The sequence below is a fragment of the Microbulbifer sp. YPW16 genome (assembly GCF_021290385.1).
In the GTDB taxonomy this organism is placed as follows: domain Bacteria; phylum Pseudomonadota; class Gammaproteobacteria; order Pseudomonadales; family Cellvibrionaceae; genus Microbulbifer; species Microbulbifer zhoushanensis.
The window spans coordinates 4084426-4105070 of sequence record NZ_CP089928.1 but is presented as its reverse complement, the minus strand read 5'-3'; the positions used below and the strand labels follow the sequence as shown (position 1 = coordinate 4105070).

At 53.9% G+C, this 20645-nt stretch carries 14 protein-coding genes; 7 read left to right on the top strand and 7 right to left on the bottom strand.

Features of this window, described 5'->3' with window-relative positions; genetic code table 11:
- Positions 1 to 6687 carry an RHS repeat-associated core domain-containing protein gene (locus tag LVE68_RS17810; RefSeq protein ID WP_232941813.1) on the bottom strand — a complete coding sequence of 2229 codons (6687 nt, stop codon included), beginning with the start codon at positions 6685 to 6687 and terminating at the stop codon, positions 1 to 3.
- A gap of 339 nt (positions 6688 to 7026) precedes the next feature.
- On the opposite strand from LVE68_RS17810, the gene LVE68_RS17805 reads away from it, so the two are divergent.
- Positions 7027 to 7182, top strand: coding sequence for a hypothetical protein (locus LVE68_RS17805; RefSeq protein ID WP_232941811.1), 156 nt, complete (start codon positions 7027 to 7029; stop codon positions 7180 to 7182).
- A 334-nt stretch (positions 7183 to 7516) separates the two neighbouring features.
- Positions 7517 to 7855 carry a hypothetical protein gene (locus tag LVE68_RS17800; protein WP_232941809.1) on the top strand — a complete coding sequence of 113 codons (339 nt, stop codon included), beginning with the start codon at positions 7517 to 7519 and terminating at the stop codon, positions 7853 to 7855.
- Between the two features lie 182 nt (positions 7856 to 8037).
- On the opposite strand, the gene LVE68_RS17795 is transcribed toward LVE68_RS17800, so the two are convergent.
- Positions 8038 to 8595: a hypothetical protein gene (locus LVE68_RS17795; protein WP_232941807.1), complete on the bottom strand. Its 558-nt coding sequence runs from the start codon at positions 8593 to 8595 to the stop codon at positions 8038 to 8040.
- A gap of 281 nt (positions 8596 to 8876) precedes the next feature.
- On the opposite strand from LVE68_RS17795, the gene LVE68_RS17790 reads away from it, so the two are divergent.
- From LVE68_RS17790 to LVE68_RS17770, 5 genes are all read left to right on the top strand, one after another.
- Positions 8877 to 9914 carry a fumarylacetoacetate hydrolase family protein gene (locus LVE68_RS17790; protein WP_232941805.1) on the top strand — a complete coding sequence of 346 codons (1038 nt, stop codon included), beginning with the start codon at positions 8877 to 8879 and terminating at the stop codon, positions 9912 to 9914.
- 536 nt (positions 9915 to 10450) lie between these two features.
- Complete coding sequence (locus tag LVE68_RS17785; protein ID WP_232941803.1) at positions 10451 to 11119, top strand: DUF6515 family protein; 669 nt, start codon at positions 10451 to 10453, stop codon at positions 11117 to 11119.
- Positions 11120 to 11482: 363 nt separating this feature from the next.
- The gene (nhaA, locus tag LVE68_RS17780) at positions 11483 to 12784 is read left to right on the top strand and encodes a Na+/H+ antiporter NhaA (protein ID WP_232941801.1); all 1302 of its coding nucleotides are present in this window, start codon (positions 11483 to 11485) and stop codon (positions 12782 to 12784) included.
- 119 nt (positions 12785 to 12903) lie between these two features.
- Complete coding sequence (locus LVE68_RS17775) at positions 12904 to 13422, top strand: general glycosylation pathway protein (RefSeq protein WP_232941799.1); 519 nt, start codon at positions 12904 to 12906, stop codon at positions 13420 to 13422.
- Positions 13423 to 13747: 325 nt separating this feature from the next.
- Positions 13748 to 14734, top strand: a complete 987-nt coding sequence (locus tag LVE68_RS17770; protein WP_232941797.1) for a transposase — start codon at positions 13748 to 13750, stop codon at positions 14732 to 14734.
- A gap of 149 nt (positions 14735 to 14883) precedes the next feature.
- Here LVE68_RS17770 and LVE68_RS17765 read toward each other — a convergent pair whose 3' ends face one another.
- The 5 genes from LVE68_RS17765 to LVE68_RS17745 form a co-directional block, all read right to left on the bottom strand.
- The gene (locus tag LVE68_RS17765) at positions 14884 to 15102 is read right to left on the bottom strand and encodes a hypothetical protein (protein ID WP_232941795.1); all 219 of its coding nucleotides are present in this window, start codon (positions 15100 to 15102) and stop codon (positions 14884 to 14886) included.
- A gap of 129 nt (positions 15103 to 15231) precedes the next feature.
- Complete coding sequence (locus tag LVE68_RS17760) at positions 15232 to 16185, bottom strand: metallophosphoesterase (RefSeq protein ID WP_232941793.1); 954 nt, start codon at positions 16183 to 16185, stop codon at positions 15232 to 15234.
- Positions 16186 to 16432: 247 nt separating this feature from the next.
- Entirely contained in the window at positions 16433 to 17701 is a 1269-nt protein-coding gene (locus LVE68_RS17755; protein ID WP_232941791.1) for a DUF2130 domain-containing protein, read from the bottom strand.
- A gap of 266 nt (positions 17702 to 17967) precedes the next feature.
- Entirely contained in the window at positions 17968 to 18849 is an 882-nt protein-coding gene (locus tag LVE68_RS17750; RefSeq protein ID WP_232941789.1) for a hypothetical protein, read from the bottom strand.
- Positions 18849 to 20645, bottom strand: coding sequence for an AAA family ATPase (locus tag LVE68_RS17745; RefSeq protein ID WP_232941787.1), 1797 nt, complete (start codon positions 20643 to 20645; stop codon positions 18849 to 18851). Before LVE68_RS17745 ends, LVE68_RS17750 begins: the two co-directional genes overlap by 1 nt.

Genomic DNA, 20645 nt, shown 5'->3' with positions numbered 1-20645 from the left:
CTACCTTAAACCACCGTTCATTCGATATGGGTTCCAGTCATCCCCTAAAATGACCTGATTCGCAGTCGTAATTCGATCATGCCGGGCCATTGCAGCTGGCCACCCGCCCGGATAGATTATGTCAACGCCAAAGTAAAGTAAGCCAGCAAAAGGATTATAAAAAGAAACCCCACCCATACCTATGTTTAACGCTCCCTTTGCGGGGTGTGTTGCGTAAGGGCTACCTGGATCAATTGCATAAATCGACACACTTGCTACATCCATGGCCAAACCTGCCACTATCGTACCTCGACCAATTCCGCTTCCAATCGACTTGAGGCTATAAGTTCGAATTCTCGCTGGACTGCCACCTCGCCAACCAGATGCATAATAACCAGGGCTTAACTGACCTGCCTTAGTCATTCGAATAGTGCCAGGAGTGTACTCAACAGCTAGTGCTCCAGCACCGACAAAATAATTTGTCCCAGCAACTACGTCTAGGACGCTGGTAGAACCAGACCCGGATTGTGACTTGGCGGTTGCAGTGCCTCCGCCTCCTGAACTTCCGGTGGGACCTCCACCATATAGCGGCCCTAACCCTGTAAAGCCACCGGTAGAAGCAAAAGCACTTGTCGGCACAAGAGTCGCTAAACCCGCGGAAATATCAGCCATTAACTGCTGGAATGGAGACATTGCCAGCTGCTGAGCATACACATCGTACGTGTTTCCGCCTATCTCAACCCGTCCATGGTACCCATTGACATTCAAGGGATGCGGGCCGTAACCGCCCCCGGAACCGCCTGGGGTGCCTCCCATGGGGCCACTCAAGGGTCCGAGTCCGCCACCCGGCAATCGACTGCCGGTCACCTCGACGTGCTCACAGCTGCCGCAGTCTATCGGCATGGTTTCATCCTTTACGTCATTTGCATTGTAACCCGAAGGATCGGTAAGGCTCATTGGGCTGTTAAACACATAACTGTAGCGATTCCAGCTCTGGCTGTAGGTCGGCTCCTGAACTATAGGATCCGGGCTCAGGAATCTGCCCAAAGCCGGGTCGTAGATACGCCCGTTCATATGGATCAGCCCGGTTCTATCGAGGTGCTCATGACCAGTGAATCCCCTGCGAGTGGTCAATCCCTGAGACTGCAGCAGCTCGGTCAGTTCCTGCTGGCTCAGCTCTCCCGACCAGTCAGCAGCACGCCTTTTACCATCGGGATCAAAGCTCTTGCTGAGTTCAATATAAGCAGAACCGGCCTGGTCAGTCACCTTTTCAATAGAACCCAGGTGATCTCGGTGTAAGTATTGGTATTCACCACTGGTTCCAATATCGGTCACCAAGGCCACGTGCACCACATTACTATCGAAACTCGACTTCTGGATACTATCGATGCTGTCGTCATATAGGGGGATGATCTCTTCGTAGTTCCCGACTATAAAGGCCTTCTCTGTCTTGAGCTCACCGCCTTCCATCCAGCTGGATTCGCGATAAAAGCGCTGACCATTGGGGCCGTACTGGAAGCGATCCCTGGCAGTAGGCGAAAGGGTCGACTGGCTGTCGCCAACCACAACCTCAGTGGGTAACTGGCGAGCATCCCAAGAGATCCATTTATCCTCACCACTCGCCGCATCGTAGCGGGTAATGGCCCCGTTCAAGTCATAATGCAGACTGTGGGCTACGCCATTGATGGCAGCACCACTCACGGCGTTGGGACCGGCGTTGCCAAATTCCCCATACTCGTACCCTGTCACATTGGTATCACCGCTACGGCTGGAAGTTTTCTCCCGGACATTACCCAGGTCATCGTACCTGGTACTCAGCGTCCGGGTACCGCCCGCGGTCAGGCTGGCGCTGGTGAGTCGGTTAAGGCTGTCGTAACCAAACTCCTCCCGCTTCTGCAGTACTCCCGAGGCGCTGTTAGTGAGTCGACTTTCCAGGGTACCGTTACTTCGCCAGGCGTATACATTGTTCTGGACAATTCCACCACCTGTCTTGATCGTATTCAATCGCCCTGTCATCGCATTGTAAGTGCGATCGGTTACGAGGCCATTGCCATAAGTCTCCATCTCTACCTGACCGCGGGCATTGACATTATTGAAGCGTTTCAACGGATTACTGCCTGCGGCATTATCGCTCAAGCTCTCGAGGTAACCCTGCCCATTGAAATGATAGTAAGCGTCAATACCATTAGGATAGGTGACACGATTCAGGCGGCCAAAACCGTCATAGCCATATTGGTGCTGATAGCTTTTGCTCTGTCCCCCGGCAGTCAGGCTAGTGCTGATGGACTGTAATTTACTGTCAGTACGGTAGCTGTAAGACTCGAGAAAAACCTGTATGCCGTTTTCCGTATAGCTGCGACTCTCCAGGCTGCCAATGGCATTGGGGGCATCGTAGTGCCATTCCGCCACCCCACCGGCATCCTCTTGTCTCGTGGGCCGACCGAGCTTGTCGTATTCATAGTCAATAGCCTGCCCTTTATTGTCCTCCTGCCATACAAGCTGGCCAAGTGCATTATAGAGGCTACTTACCGTCCCCAGGTTTGGATCAGTGAGGCTTACCCGATAGCCGGCATGATCGAACACATAACTGGATTCTGTGGTCGGATCGTCTATATCGCCACTACCCAGTACCGACGTTTCCAGCAGTCCACTTCCGTCATAGGTGAAACGGGTATGTACATTTTTACCCGTAGCATCATCCACACTTTTCACAAGGTCGCCGGTAATGCTGTAAAAACTCTCCTTGACCTGGACACCCTGGCTACTCAACGGATTTCCCTGGCTATCGTTCACGTTATCAGTGACCCTGACCAATACCTGGTGCTCAGTAGCCAATGGCAGATACTCGATATCCACGATGCTGGCATCGGGCTTGCGCACCTTTTCTACCCGATTACGCTCGTCGTAATCGTACTGGGTAAAGTGGTCAATGCCGCTTCCACCAGAAGAAAAGTAAGGCACAGTCTCAGAGTACAGTAGGCCCCGCGCATCGTACTTGTATTGTCTACGTGACTGACTAGAGCCGTCGAAGGACTGAATGTCTTCCTGCACAAGGCGGCCAAGAAGGTCGTAGTAGCGGCTGTTTGTCGGAGCGATAGCCGACGAGGTTTCAGCCCAATAGCCGGCCTCTACATCACCACTGACCGGACAACTACCCGCCCCACAGAACCCGTAGTCAGTAATGAAGGTCACATTGTCTTGGTTCACGCGTGATACTTCACGGCCAAAAGGATCGTAAGTGATACTGGTTGTCTGAGCATTAGCATCTGTAATGCTGCTAGCCATGCCAAATCGAGAGTCATAACCAACTGTAATTTGCTGGTTCATTGCATTCGTGAGATTCCGCGGATAACGACCGTCAATAAAGTTAGAAGCGGTCGCAGTACGAGTGGCCACATCCAGACGATTATCGGCATTATCCGGGGCACTTACAGTCTCGCTGGTGAGATTGCCCTTGTCATCGTAACCATAGCTTACGTTTAGCTCGTACCTGGCATCCCCAGGAAACTGGGTAATGCTGTCCAGCTTGTTACTAAAGCTGTGCGGTACAGCGAAAGCAGTCTGGACTCGATCAGGGGCAATAGTTGTATCGCCCTTGTAGTGGCTGACATCCTCCAGCTCGGTAAAGCCAATTAACCAGGGGCTGGTGCGATTCATGAAGCCGGTTATCTTCTTTTTGCTCCGTAGGGCACCACTACCACTAATCGACTGTATCTCGCCCCAATAGCTCTGGCTTGATGGCACACTGGCACCAGTAAGCGTTTTCTGGATTTGTGTAGAACTGTCGATTAATTCACCTGCACTGGTTCCGTCCGACAGTGCAAATATATCTTTGGTAAAGCTATTTCGGCTGTAGAGGTAGCCTAATGTCTGGTCACCTTCGTAAACGGTTTCCAGACTTTCCTCCAAGAAAGGAAAGTGCGTATTTTTTCCGTTAACACTCAGGCTCAGGTCTCCGTAGCGGAAGTACTGTTTTGTCAATGTCTGGTTATGGGCCAGGAAGTAACCCATATACTGATGTAACCGGGCAGTCTTTCCAAAGTGTGGAAAATCCAGGCGGAATTGCCGATAAGTAGCAATTCCAGATGCAGTATCGTAGACGCGCTGCGCGTAGTAGCCGAGGAATCCCCAGTGCTTTTTACTCATGAAGCCACGACCCTGGTAGCCATAGGTCGTCACATGACAGCCAGTACCTCCCAGAATATCGCACCGGCCCGACAGGCCATTGGAGCGATGCACTTCACTGACCACTCTGCGGTTATCTCCATCCTCCTGGGATAGCTCTTGGGCTTCAGCCGCATCAGGGGCAATCAGTGGACCAAAGGGTAGCTCATCGAAGCTGTCTGTATCACCGAACCTTTCGTGTTTGAAATGTGTATAACGACCCAGTCCGTCGATGACCGTCTCTATACCCGTCTCAGCATCAATTGGATCGCCTGATTGCGGCTCTGACCAGTTAAATGTCAATGGGTTAAGACATTCACGAATAGTGCCGAACTCATTATAGCCACACACCTGAACTTGCAGGAGTCTGCGGTAATGAGGTGCGCCATCAGGATTTTCCGGCTCCTCCTCGGAAATCAGCAAATACTCTCTCTGCAACTGCTCGTCGAGGCTCACCCGGATATGATGGAGCAGGACTAGCTGCTCCTGCTGGATTTGATCCGGGTCCAAAGGCTGAGGTGGCGCATCGGTACGAGTACCGTACTGGAACTCGATCTTGGCGTCACCACCATTACCGTAAATGATCTCTAGCGGATAGTTGATCCCCTGCACGGTATCCCGGTGGTACTTGTATACCATGGTATTTCCAAACGGATCAGTCACACGCGTCAAGCTCCAGCCATAGTGCGGAGTGAACTCGCCATCTCTACCGGCCTTGAGGCGACTGTCAACGCTGGAGCCATATTCACTTATGCGGCCATCGGGGGACCTGACCTCAAACCAGGGCTTACCCTCTGCCGTTTCCTTCAGCTCAACCAACCGGAAACTCTCGCGCAAGGTGCGATACTTAGCACCAGTCTGCCAGTGCGTACCGGAAATCAATACCAGCGGCTCTCCGTTCAAGCAAAGGGAGTCTGTATCATCCAGCTCTATTTTTACATAAAGCGCGCGATTCTTGGTGCAGCGTCGGATTTCGCCACCACCAACAATTTGCCAGCCATAGCCGAGTATATCCTCGGGAAGACTTTCATTCGCACGCTGGCGGTATCGAGAGCCGGAATAGCGAATCGATAGGCTGGGAGCCAGCCCGTTGACTCCCGGTGCAGCCTGTACCGGTATGGAGACAACCGCGTCACCCCGCGTATTGACCTCAGCTGAGTACGGCAGGGTACCGGGCTGATCCGCAACCTCAGTGGAGACTGCCGGTAGTTCTCCGATATTCTCCAGATTGTGAACGTCAAACCAGTCGCTTTCATCCCAGCCAGAAGGTACACCCTGGTTATAGGCTTGAACCTTGTATTTATACTGGTCCGCAACCCCACCTTGAGCACGATAGCTGTTAGGTTCAGTAATCTGGACCGTCTTCCAGCAAAGCCCATCAGAGGCATTTACCACACAGCCAGACTCCGGACTGCTGAGGCGAGCGCGCTTGAGCTCATAACTGGTCGCTCTTGCAGGAGCAGTCCAGGTGACCGTGTGGTCCAGCTTATCTACCCGATCCGGAACAGTAATCTCTGGCACATCTGGCGGGGTGAGAGGCACATCAACAGAAACGGTCCTGTAGGTCCAATTCTCGCTGCAGCCATTTTCTGTACAGGCTTTAACCCTAAAGCTGTAGTCACCGTTACTCCCCTCAGGCAACTCGATAAGTGCCGTTGGATTATCTCCCGGGACCTGGTTGTTGCTGCACAGTCCATCACCATAACTTTTTCCCGGCGGCTTGCACTCCAGATCATAACGATCACTCTGATCTAAGCCACTTACCGCCGTCCAGCTCAAATAGAAACTCGTTTCCAGCGGTTGTCCTGAAGGATTGTAAATAGTGTCTACATCTGCCGGTGGTTTGGCCACAGTCACCACTGCCGATGTGGTCCAGCCACTGTACTGGTAGTAACTCCCCGCCTTGGAATAGGCCCTGACTTTATACCGATAAGCATTATCAGTCAGACCACTTCTACTGCGGGTCCGGGTTGACTTGGAGACATATGGGCAAGTGCTCTCACTTTGCCATGAAGATCCGATTTTCTGGCACCATTGATACCCTGTAAATTTCTTTGAGGCAGTGCTTGTTGCCCCCCAAGTAAAAGAAAAGGCACCATCTCGATCAATATTTCCGCCATCCTCAACACTTGCAAAAGTGATACTTCCTGGACTATTCGGCCGAAAGGCTACATTAACTACATCGCTGCCGCCGTCACGCTCGGAGGGAAAAGCCCAGCTCCCACAATACATAGGCCATGCATCAACGATATTGGTACACCGCGCAACCATCGCCTTTAGTTCGTATGTGTATTGTGCGGTATTACTGACGGATACCGATATGCTTCCGGAGGGCTTGCTTAAGTTATCAAATGTGCGGGTGACCGTACCGTTTTTCTTCTCAATAATCTTTAAAGAGGATAAATGATCAAATCCTGCCGTAGAGTAAGAATACGTAACAGAGTAACTACCGCTATTACTTGTAGATGGAGCACTGATTGTGGCAAAAGCCTGTTGGCACAACAGGACTAAGATAATGAAAAGTAGAGCAGCGCGATATTGCACCTTTTCCCCCAGGATATCCGGCAGTTAGTATTTTTTTAAAAGCTATCACGATATACAGCCAAGTGAAATTACACGCCATTACAAAAAGGTATTTGAGAGTCAAGTCACAAATTCAAATACCCCAATAAAAGAACTTGTATTTATTTATTGACATAAACCTACCAAAATATTTTTCAATAGCGACACACGGCGCAACCATCGCTCTTAGTTCTTATGTGTAGTGTTCGGTATTACGGTGTACGACTAGCATTCTTTTGCAGGCAAGAGAATCGCACCGGGAAGTGCTTTGAGCATCGGCGGCAATGGATTGAGGACAGGATGTTGGAGTCAGGTGGATTTTTGGCCCGGTATCTCCACTCCTATGCGGTAATGGGAAATCATTACCATGTGGTCCTGCACATCAACTCCGCGGAGAAAGCCATCTGGGATCTTCGCAGGGTAGAAGAGCGCTGGCATCGGCTGTATAAGGGCTCCCTGCTCTCCCAGCGCTTCTAAGCGGCAAAACGCTGGCCTCGGCAAAGCATGCCCGCCTCTCGGAGGTTGCGGAGGGCTTGCGTACACGACTCGCTGATATCAGCTGGTTTATGCGCTCCCTCAAAGAATCCTTTGCCCGCAAGCCCAACCGGGAGGACCGGTGCAGCGGCCGTTTCTGGGAGGGGCGCTTCAACTTCTTGGCATTACTTGGCGAGAGGGCCCTGGCAGCCTGTATGGCTTAGTGAACCTGGACGCTATCCGGGCCAGGATGGCGAACATACCGGAATCGCCTGGTCACACCTCCATAAAGCGACGTATCTAGGCGGCTGGGGAAGCCATCCAGCTCGGCGAGCTGATGCCCGTCGCCAGCAATCCCCGCGATCCGATACCAGAAAGGATGCCCTTCGGGCTGCGTGACTATATAGCGCTGGTGGACTGGGGCGGCCGCTGGCTGCGTGAGGACCAGTGCGGAGCCATCAACAGCAAACTACCATCAACCCCGGGGCGCCTGCAGATAGACCCCTGGCACTGGCGCTACCTCAACCGGCACTTCGAGAGCCGCTTCAAAAGCCTGGCGGGCAGCGCCCACGGGGTGCGCAGAACAAGTGAGCAGCTCGGTAAGCGCTGGTCCCTTAAGCATCCGCGATTGCGAGCGCTTTCTTTCACCGCCCGTGATCTAGCCCTTCACACCTGAAAAAGCGCAAGCTGTAACGCCTGTATACAGCCGCCTTGTACCTGAAAAGAGCATATTTCACACACTTCACCCCGGCTACAGTGCCTACCCGAGTTCACCCTCGTTTAGAGCAGGCTCTTCAGCGTCATATCCTCAGTTAGTGAATATCCGTTTATTTTTTGTATCGTTTTTATTGTTAATTTTTAGTTAAAGGTATAACGGAAGCCCAGGTTGTAACTCTGCACATCCCCTTTCGGGTCATCTTCCCGCTCAAGAGCCATAACAAACTGCTCATAATACAGGTTGACCCCAATAGATGGAGTGATATTCCACAGCACGCCGGCCCCAAGAACAGGGGATACACTCCCCGGGAAAAAGACTCCCAGCTCGAGATAAGGGTACAGACTCCCGTATTGCTTACCCAATACTCCCTCGATATGAAACCCGTTGATATCCTGGGTCTCGTAACCACCACAGCTATAAGGTGGCGTAGCGCACGTTATGCCGGCATAAGGATAGTAAGACACATACTCGTGGAAGTCCGTATACCCGGCTTCAAGGGCAAGGTTCCGGTTGAACTTGTAACCGCCAGTAAGGCTGAAGAAGTCATCTCCTTGCCCTTCTTCGAACTCCCTAACCCCCCTGGTTGGCGCGCTCCCGTAGTGAAAGCTGGTATAAGCTGCTTCACCATACCACTCCCCGGCAGCACTTATCCCCGGAAGACAAAATAATAGGACCAGAAACCCTACCCTTTTATACATTCAATCATCTCCAATATGCGAAACTATTCTAATTGTCAGTTTACGGATTAAAGCGGTCATATTTCAATTACACGAAAGTACATGATTAAACTGAATTAACAACAGGGCACCCCGTTTATGTTTTTTGTTTCCCTCAGGGCCTGTGAACAGCTCGACAAGCCCTGGGCTGACGCTACCCGGGCAAAAGCAGACTTCCTCCCCCCATTGAGATACCCTTTTACCCTCAAGTTCGCTAGCGGTACCAGGATCAAGCGGCAGTCCCCCGGCAATAGGGAAAATGCATGAAATTTCTTGTCCGCACCCTGCTGGTGCTCATCGTTGCATCGACGGCCTTCGTCGCCTACAGCTTCTATATCTCACGCCCCACGGTGGATATCGCCTGGGACGCTGGGCGGCCCCAGGTTATCGCAGACCCGGCAGCAGCACTGACGTTTGCACGTACAGCCTCGTCACTGATACGGGTCACTCGCCATAACGGCGACACTATCGACGGGATCGACGTTACTGCCGGGCTCGGTGACGCCGGCGACCTCATCGAGGCCTACGCCCGGCTGGGCTACGACGGCCTCGCAGCAGTGACTGGCCCCACGGTGACCGTGCCGCTCACCGGGCTGACGGTGCCCGTGGACTTCCAATACCCCTATGTGGCGGCCGGTACGAATTTCAGGGACCACGCCGAAGAGGTGTACCTGGACGATCCGCCATTCTTGTTCCCAAAGCTGGCGCGGGCAAGTGGGTGGAACGACCCGGTAAGCTTCCACCCACGCCTCGACTTCGAGGCCGAGATCGCCATGGTTCCACTTGCCGACATCCAGTCACCTGACGACCGCGTTAAGTACGGTCTCGTACTCTGCAACGACTTCACCGATCGCTGGACCCTGCTCCGCCAGATCGACCTCGATGCCCCCATGGGCACCACAGGCTTCGCCGCAGCCAAGGGGCGCCCGTCCTTCCTGCCCACCGGCTACCTCTTCGTGATCCCGAGGTCGGCCTCCTTCTACCAAACGATCGCCCTGGAGCTCGCCGTGAATGGCGAGGCACGGCAGCGGTTCCCGGCAGATCAAATGATCCTGGATATCGACGACATCGTCCGCCAGGCATTCGACCAGGCCGGACACACCTTTCTAGATGGTGACCAACCTGTAGACCTGCTACCGGCAGGTGGCATCCCACGGGGCACGCTGATTCTGACTGGCACAGGAGCCGGTGTAGCCTTCAAGCCCGCGAACGTATGGAACCAGGGCTTTTACCTGCAGCGCGCCGACCGCGTGATCACCAGGGCTACCTTTCTGGGACACCTGGAAAACAGGATCGAATAACGCTAACCGGTTTTTCGCTGCAGGCCACGTGGCTGGGAGCGAGCCCTACCTTTCGACGAGCCCGCGCTAGCAAACTACCACCAATGCTGGGGCGCCTGCAGATAGAGCCCAGGCACAGGCTCTAGCTCAACCCGCACTTTGAGAGCCGGTTCAGGAGCCTGGCGGCTAGCGCCCGCGCTGTTCGCAGCGCCGGTGATCAGCTCGGCAAGCACTGGTCACACGGCCTTCGCGATTGCGAGCGATTCCTTTCCCCGCTGGTTAGCTAGCCCTCCCTTCCCACGCCACCCTGCCGAAGCAACGAGACGGCCCTCCTGCCCCTTAAAAGACCACTTAGGCATAAAAGACATCATCCCTTATATCGGTGAGCCAGAGCCCTCCCCTACGTAGAGGAAGGCTCTGCAGCCCGATATCTGCAATTGGTGGGTGTCCTTTTTATGCCTTATTGATATTGGGGCGCCTGGAGTTGTGCCGGGGATTGGGGAAAGGCGCAGCCGCTGAGTAAACTTCCAGCAGTTTGCAACAGAGGGTGTGCCGCTATGCGCTATGCCATCGCAGTTCTGTTCAGCTTTGCCATCGGGCTGGCGTGGGCAGATGATCGGGTGAGGACCCTGCCCAGCGGCGCCTCACAAATCCTTGTAGGCGGCCAGACCTATTACTACTGGGTGGGTTCTTTCTACCGGCCGACCAAAGGTGGTTTTGTCCGCGTGGATTCCCCACTGGGCGCGCGGGTGCCGAATGTTCCCGGCAGCAGCGGTACCTTCACCATGGGTGGTGAACGCTACTATGTCACTTCCAGGGGCACCTTCTTCGTATACGAGCCTGACGGCGACGACTTCACGGTCGTAACCCCGCCTTATGGCTGGCGCGACTATTACAGCGCGCCGCAGAGAATCGCCTCACTTGCCCCGCCAACTCCGGCCCCGGCTCCGGTAGCGCCACCGCCTCCGGAAATACGCCGGGTCTACCCGCTCCCCGCGCCGGGTTATCGCGGCGGCGGTGACTACGGAAGCTACCGCGGTGAATACGAGGGTTATTACGGGCGCTACCGTTTCCGCGACGACATCCGAGGTGAAAGTTACCGCGAGCTCCGATCGACATGCCGTCGCGTCGCCTCGGATCAATCGCGTCGCGCCAGGGTCGGCCCCTACCGCCGCGAGCCGGGCAGCTTCCGGGACGAGTATGCGCGTTGCATGCGCTATTACTAGCTACCTGTCATAGGCAGTGCAGCTCAAGGAGCAGGCTAGTTACTGCCGTGATGGATAGGGAGAGGGAGTTTTGCGGAAAGAGCCGGGCACTGTTATGTGCCCGGCTCTCTGATTCCACCGGAAGATTCAGTTGATGGGCACCCTGATGCCAAACTCCTTGTTCTCATCCTCTCACCGGATCCACCGATTCCATGCGGCCAAACCAGGTAAGCTAGAGTTGAACATACATGGCGGGGAACCAGCCAGGATTATGGCACGATATAACCCTGGACCGTTGCATATTAACGCTACTCTGCCCACACCAGGCTTCAGGTTGGTCATCGTATGAACCAGGATGAGCGTGGCGGCGCCGGATCCACGCGCTTGCCCAGACAAGCATTTGATCGACTGGCACGCCCGATCGTGCACTTCCTGCACATCCAGTCGGCCGGAGGCGCCATACTCCTCCTATTCACCATTGCCGCCGTCATCCTCTCCAACTCCCCCTGGGCCGAAGCGTTCGAGCATATCTGGGAGTCAACCCTCGGGTTCCACCTCAACGCGTTCGAGCTGACCCGGTCCGTGCGGGAGTGGATCAACGACGGCCTGATGACGCTTTTTTTCTTTCTTGTGGCACTGGAACTCAAGCGCGAGCTGATTCTCGGCGAGCTGCGCAACCCCCGTATGGCCGCACTGCCCATTGCCGCCGCACTGGGCGGGATGATCGTCCCCGCAGTGATATTCCTGGCACTGCAGGCGGGACAGGCAGGCCAGAATGGATGGGGCACCGTCATGGCGACGGACACCGCCTTCGTGATTGGCTGCCTGGCCCTGCTCAGCACGCGCATCCCCCAGAGCCTGCGGGTGTTTATGCTATCCATCGCCATCGTTGATGATATCGGTGCCATTCTTGTCGTCACCATTGGCTACAGCAGTGACCTCGACTGGTGGGCACTGGCACTGGCCGGGCTTTTGCTGGTGATCGTGCGCGTGATGGCCAAGCTGGGTTTGCGTGGCTTCACCCCCTACATCCTGCTGGGCATTGCGGTATGGATGGCGGTGGACGCCTCCGGTGTCCACGCCACCATCACCGGCGTTGTGCTGGGCCTGATGACGCCAGCCCGGCGCTGGGTCAGCGACGAGCGGCTGTATGCCATACTCAACCAGGTTATCGCTCACCCGCAAAGCAGCGAGAGCAGCAGCCAGACCAGGGATCGCCACACATTACAGATGGCAGAGGTGGCTGCACGCGAAACACTATCCCCGGTTGAGCGGCTGGAAATCGTGCTCCACCCCTGGGTGGGCTTTGTGATCATGCCCCTGTTCGCCTTTGCCAATGCCGGCCTTGTACTCGATTTACAGGACATTGACGGCCCCCTGACCCTGGCGATCGTCCTCGGTTTTGTACTCGGAAAGCCCTCAGGCATCGTATTGTTTAGCTGGCTCGCCCTGCGGTTGAAATTGGCCTCTCGTCCGCCGGAGCTCACCTGGCGGCTGATTACCGGTGGCAGCGTGCTCGCCGGGATTGGATTCACGATGGCACTTTTCATTGCAAAAATCGCCTTTGGTGACGACCTGATCGATAGCGCCAAACTTGGCATTTTCACCGCCTCCCTGATTTCTGCTGTTCTAGGAGTGACAATTTTGATGTGGTCATCCGCTAGGAAGGCCGCCCAAACGATGTAAGGAACGAATAACAACGGATCACTAGATCTCGCCAATGAAAAAATTCCACAGCCAGAAACAGTTACGCTAGTATCGATCCATCGCGAAGCATACCGCCACCGGCAAGAGAAAATTCACCCGTGAACGAAGATAGCACCGAAAAAACGAACGCCTTAGATGGAAATCAAAACCACCCCAAGGGCTCAGGAGTCAATCAGATATCGGACTGGATCGGACGCTCGGTATATTGCTTCATCAGTGTCTGCTTGTGTGCAATCAGCGTCGCCATGATGATTGTTTCATTATGGGGCATCTTGGATGCAATTCATGAAAAGGCTCTCTTGATCAAGGCTCTGCTCAATGCCATCGGCCTGATCGTCATTGCCATGGCAGTCTTTGATGTTGCCAAGTTTCTGCTAGAGGAAGAGGTTCTCAATAGTAGCCGTGGAAAGTCTCTGACAGAGCAGCGGGAAACCTTGTTGAAGTTCCTCGTTATTATAGCCATCGCCCTGAGCCTGGAAGGACTGGTATTCGTCTTTGATGCAGGGAAACAAGATATCAGTAACTTGATTTACCCTACTTTTTTACTGATCTCCGTGGTTTTGGTAGTGGTCGGGCTTGGGGTCTATCAAAAATTGACACGTCATGAATATGATTAACCAGTATCCGACAGCAACAAGAGCAACAAGTATAGCAACAAGGGACACCCAACAAACAAAAAGCATTCGCCGCCAGAGCTATTGAGCTTTCTGGGGACACAGGCAAAATGCTGTATATGTATACAGACTTCATAGCCAGCGATGACAAGAGCGCGTACAACTCTTATCTGCCCCAGCACCACGCCTTACTACCACTGCGTGTCACGCTGTGTAGCGCAGCAACAAGGGACACCCAACAAACATAAAGCATTCACCGCCAGAGCTATTGAGCTTTCTGGGGACACAGGCAAAATACTGTATATGTATACAAATCTCATACCCAGCAATGACCAGAGCGCGTAAAACGCTAATCTGCCCGAGCACCACGCCGTACTACCACTGCGTATCACGCTGTGTACGGCGAGCATTCCTGTGCGGGCAGGACGATCGCACTGGACAGTGCTTTGAGCATCGCCGGCAATGGATTGAGGACCGGATGTTGGAGCTAGGGCGGGTTTTTGCCCTGGATATCTGCGCCTATGCGGTAATGAGCAATCACTACCATGTGGTCCTGTACATCAACTCGGCGGAGGCGGGGAGCTGGGACCTTCACGAAGTGGTGGAGCGCTGGCATCGGCTGTACAAGGGCTCCCTGCTCTCCCAGCGCTTCCTGCGCGGCGAAACTCTGGGATCTGCAGAGTATGCCCGCCTCTCGGAGGTCGCGGAGGGCTGGCGTACACGACTTACCGATATCAGCTGGTTTATGCGCTCCCTCAACGAGTCCATCGCTCGCGACGCCAACCGGGAGGACCGGTGCAGCGGCCGCTTCTGGGAGGGACGCTTCAAGTCCCAGGCACTCCTGGATGAGCCGGCCCTGGCAGCCTGTATGGCCTACGTGGACCTGAACCCTATCCGGGCCAGAATGGCGAACACACCGGAATCGTCAGCACACACCTCCATCAAGCGACGTGTCTCGGCGGCCAGGACCGGCATCCAACCCAGGGAGCTGATGCCCTTCGCCGGTAACCCCCGCGTTCCGATGCCGGAAGGAATGCCCTTTCGGCTGCGGGACTATATAGAGCTGGTGGACTGGAGCGGCCGCTGCCTGCGTGAAGACAAGCGCGGAGCCATCGATAGCGAACTACCACCAATCCTTGAGCGCCTGCAGATAGATCCCAGGCACTGGCTCTACCTCAACCGGCACTTCGAGAGCCGTTTCAAAAGCCTGGTGGGCAGTGCCCACGCTGTCCGCAGCGCCTGTGAGCAACTCGGCAAACGCTGGTCCCATGGGATTCGCGATTGCGAGCGCTTCCTTTCACCGCCAGCTACCTAGCCTTTTCCGTCCAAGGAAACGCCACCCGTAACGCCTATGCAGCCCTCCTGTACCTGAAAAGGCCACTTTGGCGCATAAAGCCACACTTGAGGCATTTCTACCCAGTTAGAGCGTCTGCCGGAGTTCACCCTCGCATAGAGAAAGGCTGTTCAGCCGGATATCCTCAGTTGGTGGGTGTCCTTTTTATTGCCCTCACCTTGATAGGTCCTGGCGTCTTGTGGATGACTCGATTCCGTGCCCCAGGCATCCAGTGGATCTCGCGGCGGATTTCGCAACAGCAACATCACCTCGAAATTACTATAAAAATTCAGGTCGTACTGCCAACGGCCAGCTTCAAGGTAAACACTGTGCACCAAGTTAATAGACACAACATTTCCTCCTAATTAAGTCAGCTTTTGCACAACGCTACAAGAGCTCAACGTGGGAAGACGCCTCTGCCGCGCCCGAAACTTGTGCTCCACCATGGAATCTGGACCCATTCGGCAAATTAGCGGGTATTAGCACCAGGTAAAATTCTTCCGGTCAAGGGATTGTTCACCACTCCAACGATAAGCCACCAGCTTTCCACTCTTGGCGATGGAGTAATCAAGGCATGCGACGTTATCAGCTAGAGGTCCCGGCGCCCCATTTAGCCAATAGTGGCCAATAAAACAGGGCACCTCTTCCCGCCCATATCGGGGCATACCCCGCGGTACCGGCAGTGCTGCCGCCTCTTGGAGGTCGACGCCCAGAGGCAGGGCGACCTCCCCGAGGGTACTGGCTGTGTCCTTCCACCACTGAACACGAACCGCATCCCGTGCATTTTTGTCCTTGTCCAGGAAGGTGATCCCTTCGGGAAGCGATGTTTCATATCCCTTCAACAGCACTTCGACGGCTTCAAACAGGGCTGTTCCCTCCTCGGACGCAGAAATCAGGCTGGCTTCAGAAAGACGCGCGTCAGCAAGTATGTCCTGCGCGGTGCGCAAATGCGCCTCACTCCAGCAGGCATGGATTACACGCATTTTCTGCGCACCCAGCTCCAACTCCAGCCACAAGGGTAGGCGATAGAAAAACGCGAGTACCCGCGCCTTTTCATCAGGATCGTGCGCAAATTCATTCAGAAAGGCACGGTGCTGCTTGATATTTTTTTCGTCATGCGCCCGCAGGGGATTACCTTCGTTTATTGTGTGGAACGCCAGCGCGTTGAACTCATGGTTACCCATGACCGCGAGGGCATGGTCGTTGTCGACCATAGCCATAACGGTATCCAGCAAGCGGCGGTGCTGGCGCAGCTCTTCGCCGCGATCAATAAAGTCGCCGAGAAATACCACTTTGCGGTTGGGGTGACTGTAGCCCGTCCCCCCTTGCTCATATCCCATATGCTCGAGCAAATTTTCAAGGACTTCGGCGTGGCCATGGATATCACCGATAATGTCGTAGCCCTGTACCTTATCTTCACGCGTTTCTCGCATCACTATTCCTTGCTTGCTTCTAAAACCTGACCTGCCCATAACGGAGTGATATCTGCTGAAGCATCGGTTTAACTCATACGCTATCTAAATTTTTATTAGGTTATAAAAGCGGTCATTTATCGCACCTTCCAACCGCTCAAGACTACCAGTCTCGAAGACCTGTATTTTCCATAGGCAATTATCGCCAATTAAAGTCAGAATTCTCTCTGGGTCGAGCACGTAGCCCAGATCAAAGGACAACACGATGTCAGGTATCATCAAGCGTACTGATGTCATCCAGATGCGGTAACGACGTAGACGCTATTCCCTGCAAGTCTCCACATATACCCATCACCTGCGTCGTCACGCGGCCAATCTGACCTTCGCGCTTCTTCCAAAGGCGCTGCATCGCAGCCTTTTCCCGCTCAAGCTCACTGCGCATCTCCTCATAGGTTTCCACGAGCGAGCGGATGTACTGGGCGAACTGGTTGCTGCACAGGTAGTCGTACAGCGCCTCCATCTGCTCACCCTTACCGGTGCTAATGGCTTTCTGGCGCTGTGATTCAACCAGTACCGTACGCAGTGCGTCGGCCAACCCATTGACGAGCGCCGGCTTCACCAACCAGATACCATCGTGCAGCGCTATGCCATCGCTGATACCTGCGGGAAATGCCGTGGTGACCAGGACCGCGATATCGCCACCGGCACGTTGCAGATCCTCCTTGAGTTTGCCCACCCAGGCGTTGCTCCAGTTCTCAGCGCGTTTGGTCTCCCAGACTATGCAGCCGCAGGAAGTACCGGAGCGCAGATGTACCTGCTGAATGACATCGGCACCACGCGCCCCCTTCTTAACCTCTTCGATCTTGTCGAATGGATAGCGTTGCTGCAGAAGAGTTTCTATTTCCAGCTCGAGCACTTCACCCTGTAGTTGCTGGGAGCCCTGCTCCAATTTTCGGGTTAGCTCCGCATTGGACTTCTGCGCATCCGCGATTTTCTTGTTGAGTTCCGCTTCTCGCCGGGAAAAAGTTTCTTGCAACTTGGCTTCTAGCGACTCACGCTCCGCAGCCAACCGGCGTTCCAGTTCAAGGCTGATTTCCGCCTGCTTTTCCTCCAGCTCGCGCCTCTGTTTGTGCAGCTCCATTTCTGCCTGGCGCATTTCCTTCAGCTTCTTGTCTTTAGCGTCCAGCTCCGCTTTTAGCTCCTGCGTCTCCGCCTGCAGCTCCTCTCGAGCCTGCTGGGCGGCCTTTTCCTTGACGGCATCCAGTTGCGCCTTGGCGCGGGCTGCGACTTGCTCACTATCCGCGAGCTTGTCCTGAAGCTCTGCCAACTGCGCTTCGTGCTGACGGGCCTGCTTGCGCTCCAGTTCGCGCGAGAGGCGGTCTTCCAGTGCCTTGCGATCTCCGCTGAGCATCGACTCGTATTGATTCTGGTAGCGCTCGATCAGCTGCTGGGTCAGGGCATCGCGGAGGGGAAAGTGGGCATTACAGTGGGGGCATGTAATAGATTCCTGGGGACTGAGAATAATCTGATCGGCCATGAATTGGCTCCCGTAATGTAAGCAAAATATGTCTTCTTATAGATTACAAAACGCGTGCCAAAAGAAAACTGACGGTAAGCTATTGATTTTATTGCCTTTTACCTGAAACCCTGACTTAGCGCCAAGAATGCATGATAAGTATTTTTATCTGCTCATGAATTATTTTATACTCATAGAGGAGCTGACGTGTCTATCTTGACTTAGCGACCAATGGGGTTACCCGCTAGAGACACGCTGACACCGGCAATCCACCAGCCTAGAAGATACTAGGGAAGGGGAAAAACTACCCTCGCCTTGCCTTCAGCATAAGCTTCGCTCACACCCCGCATCACGTGATCACACTCCTCAAGCGAGGCCAGATTCACACTGAGCTTATCTGCTGGCGCTCCCTGCTCGACGCCGTCCTTGAACCCATATCCGGCCTTAAGTGCACCAGAATTTGTGATGAAATATCTATCATGGATGTATCTCTGGGGAACTTCTGTGACTCGAAAATTCATACTCTCCGGCACCAAGGAGCGATACTCGCGCTCAAATACGGCTGAAGGGTCAGAAGTTTCAATCGCTGTAATGAGGTGGAAGTCGGAGATTTTAGCCCCCACAGCCTGAATTCTACGTAACAACTCGACCAGTGTTTTGTTTTCCGCAAAGGAGAAATATAAATCAATGATTGTCAGTTCACTACTTATCTTGAGCAGGGGCTCTAATACATCCACAATTTCATCAGGATTTCGATCAAGCATGAGCGTGGGTTTGATCTTCCAGCATTCCGCGCCTTCCAATACCGCCATGTAGTCAACGGAGTTTTCAACCCTGCCCTCTGACAAGGTAAGTGCGAAACTGTGTTTCTGGTTCTGCTCACTCCACCAATCAATCCAATCTTTCCAGGCGATCGTCCTACGATAATCTGCCAGCAGAAATAGCTCATGCACCCGTGATTTCATCAACCCGTTGAGGAAGTTCGTGATAGACTTCTTGCGCACGGGCGGCATATCAGACCCTTTCACATGAGGGTAGGCTTCCCTGGCCCACTGTTTTATCACCGCAGAAATGTAGCGCCCTTTTTCAAACCCGAACTCCATTTTAATCAAAGAGTAATAGCTGAAATCTTTCATGCACTCGGGATCAATGGCCACTTCCTTGTACATCAGAACAACTCCTCATCCCGCTCGTCAAAGAAGCCTTGCGGCCATTCATCAAGGAAGTCGCCTTCGTCACTCACTCTGAGCTGTTTGAACTCGGTGCCGGCTTCATTCGGTTCCACATAGTGCACCGCCAGATCTTGGGGTTTAAGAGCTACTGTGTTCCGTGAGAAGTTGCTCGCTGACTCCCGGACCCGCCGCAGCAACCTAAGCATGAGGTGTTCGCTGTGTGTTTCAAGCAGAAACATCACGTTACTCTGCTTGGCACAACTGGCAAAAACGTCAGCCATCTCTACCTGCAGCCTGGGATGAATGTGCAATTCTGGCTGCTCGATAGCCGCCAACCCACATTTTTGTGTAACACTGAGCGCCACTACCGGGAATAATTGCGATATCCCAACGCCAATATCCTGGGGCATCACTTCCAGGTCGGTTTTCTCTTCTTTCAGACAAACCCGTACTTTCTGGGGCAGCTCACTCAGCAGATCCTTTAGGATCTCTTGGTCATCCTCATCCAGGCCCGCTTCCAGCATCTGGTAGATGGGATGAGTATTCTCCAGCTCCCGGTACTTTTTGACCAAAAGCTGATAACCCGAATCCAGGCAGCTCTCACCGAGCCAGAAGTTGATTTCATCGATCACCAAAGACTTGGCGGTAGGTAACAACTCCCACGCAGCCAAGCCTTTCGCCCAGCGAGACTTATCCGGCGTGGATCTTGACTGGATGCTGCGGGGTGGGAGGTCCCGCAAGGGGCCGATGTAGCTCAGTTCATCAAGCCAGCTAGCCAAGCACTGCAAGGGACCGCAAATGGCTGCATTGACCACCGCAGCGGCCAGTTTTCGTTGGGCTTTTTCGATACCATCATCCCGTTCGTCACTATCACACCAGACCTCAGAAGAGAGCTCGAGGCCGTTTGCGAAATTTGGCATCGCATCGGGCTGGCCGTGCAATCCCAGCATCTCGATAACCGGGTTCTCATCATGTAATAGCAGCAGGCGGTCGACAGTGTGCTCCAGTGCGTGGGCACGGCGCGTCGTACGGCATGCCAGTTCTTCCTTAATTTGAACGAGTAATGGTTTCGCCGGTAGAGCTTCAGTATTTACCAGCGCCTCGACCTCTTCCATCGAGGCGGTTTTGTACGGTCTGGAGCTGACTGACTCAATGGCTCCAGCGTTAACTACCGAACTGTTGAGCATATCGCTCAACAACTGAGCCAGTGATGTCTCACTGACATGTTCCTCCATTGGCGCTTGAAAGCCCTGGAATGACAGTGGCATACGCTCGATATTGACCTGACGCCCATCAGGAGATGCCTTCAGTAGTGCGATTTCTTCCCCGTTGAGAAAACACTGATACGATTCAATCACTGGTCTCGCCAGGCTCTGGCTCCAGCGCAATTTCAAACGGACAGTGGCAATTTCCAGTTCAGTGAAGAAATCCGCTACTGCGGGCAGACCCTCGTTGTCGAGCATCTCCTGTTCATACTCACTAAGGTATTCAGGTAGCTCATCACTATCGAGCGCCAGTTCCACCTCGAATTCCATAGCAGTATCGAGATTGCGACCATGTACCAGATTCTGGAATCCCCCCAGATCCAACCAGCTGCCTCCCAGCTCAGTCCGATCGGGATTCAGGTTTCGCTTGCCGATCATCTCCCGCAAATAGATCAGTGCCTGCAGAACCGTGCTCTTTCCGGCACTGTTGGGGCCAAAAAGTAGCGTGATCGGTGACAGTACGATTTTCTGCTGTTTTTCTCCGATAGCCTTGAAGTTGCTCAGGCCCAGTGAAGTGACTCTAGCCAT

Coding starts and splice junctions, on each gene's coding strand:
- LVE68_RS17760 (WP_232941793.1), bottom strand. CDS start 16,185: ATGCGAGAAACGCGTGAAGATAAGGTACAGGGCTACGACATTATCGGT.
- LVE68_RS17800 (WP_232941809.1), top strand. CDS start 7,517: ATGCCCGTCGCCAGCAATCCCCGCGATCCGATACCAGAAAGGATGCCC.
- LVE68_RS17745 (WP_232941787.1), bottom strand. CDS start 20,645: ATGGCTAGAGTCACTTCACTGGGCCTGAGCAACTTCAAGGCTATCGGA.
- LVE68_RS17755 (WP_232941791.1), bottom strand. CDS start 17,701: ATGGCCGATCAGATTATTCTCAGTCCCCAGGAATCTATTACATGCCCC.
- LVE68_RS17790 (WP_232941805.1), top strand. CDS start 8,877: ATGAAATTTCTTGTCCGCACCCTGCTGGTGCTCATCGTTGCATCGACG.
- LVE68_RS17770 (WP_232941797.1), top strand. CDS start 13,748: ATGACCAGAGCGCGTAAAACGCTAATCTGCCCGAGCACCACGCCGTAC.
- LVE68_RS17795 (WP_232941807.1), bottom strand. CDS start 8,595: ATGTATAAAAGGGTAGGGTTTCTGGTCCTATTATTTTGTCTTCCGGGG.
- LVE68_RS17750 (WP_232941789.1), bottom strand. CDS start 18,849: ATGTACAAGGAAGTGGCCATTGATCCCGAGTGCATGAAAGATTTCAGC.
- LVE68_RS17785 (WP_232941803.1), top strand. CDS start 10,451: ATGCGCTATGCCATCGCAGTTCTGTTCAGCTTTGCCATCGGGCTGGCG.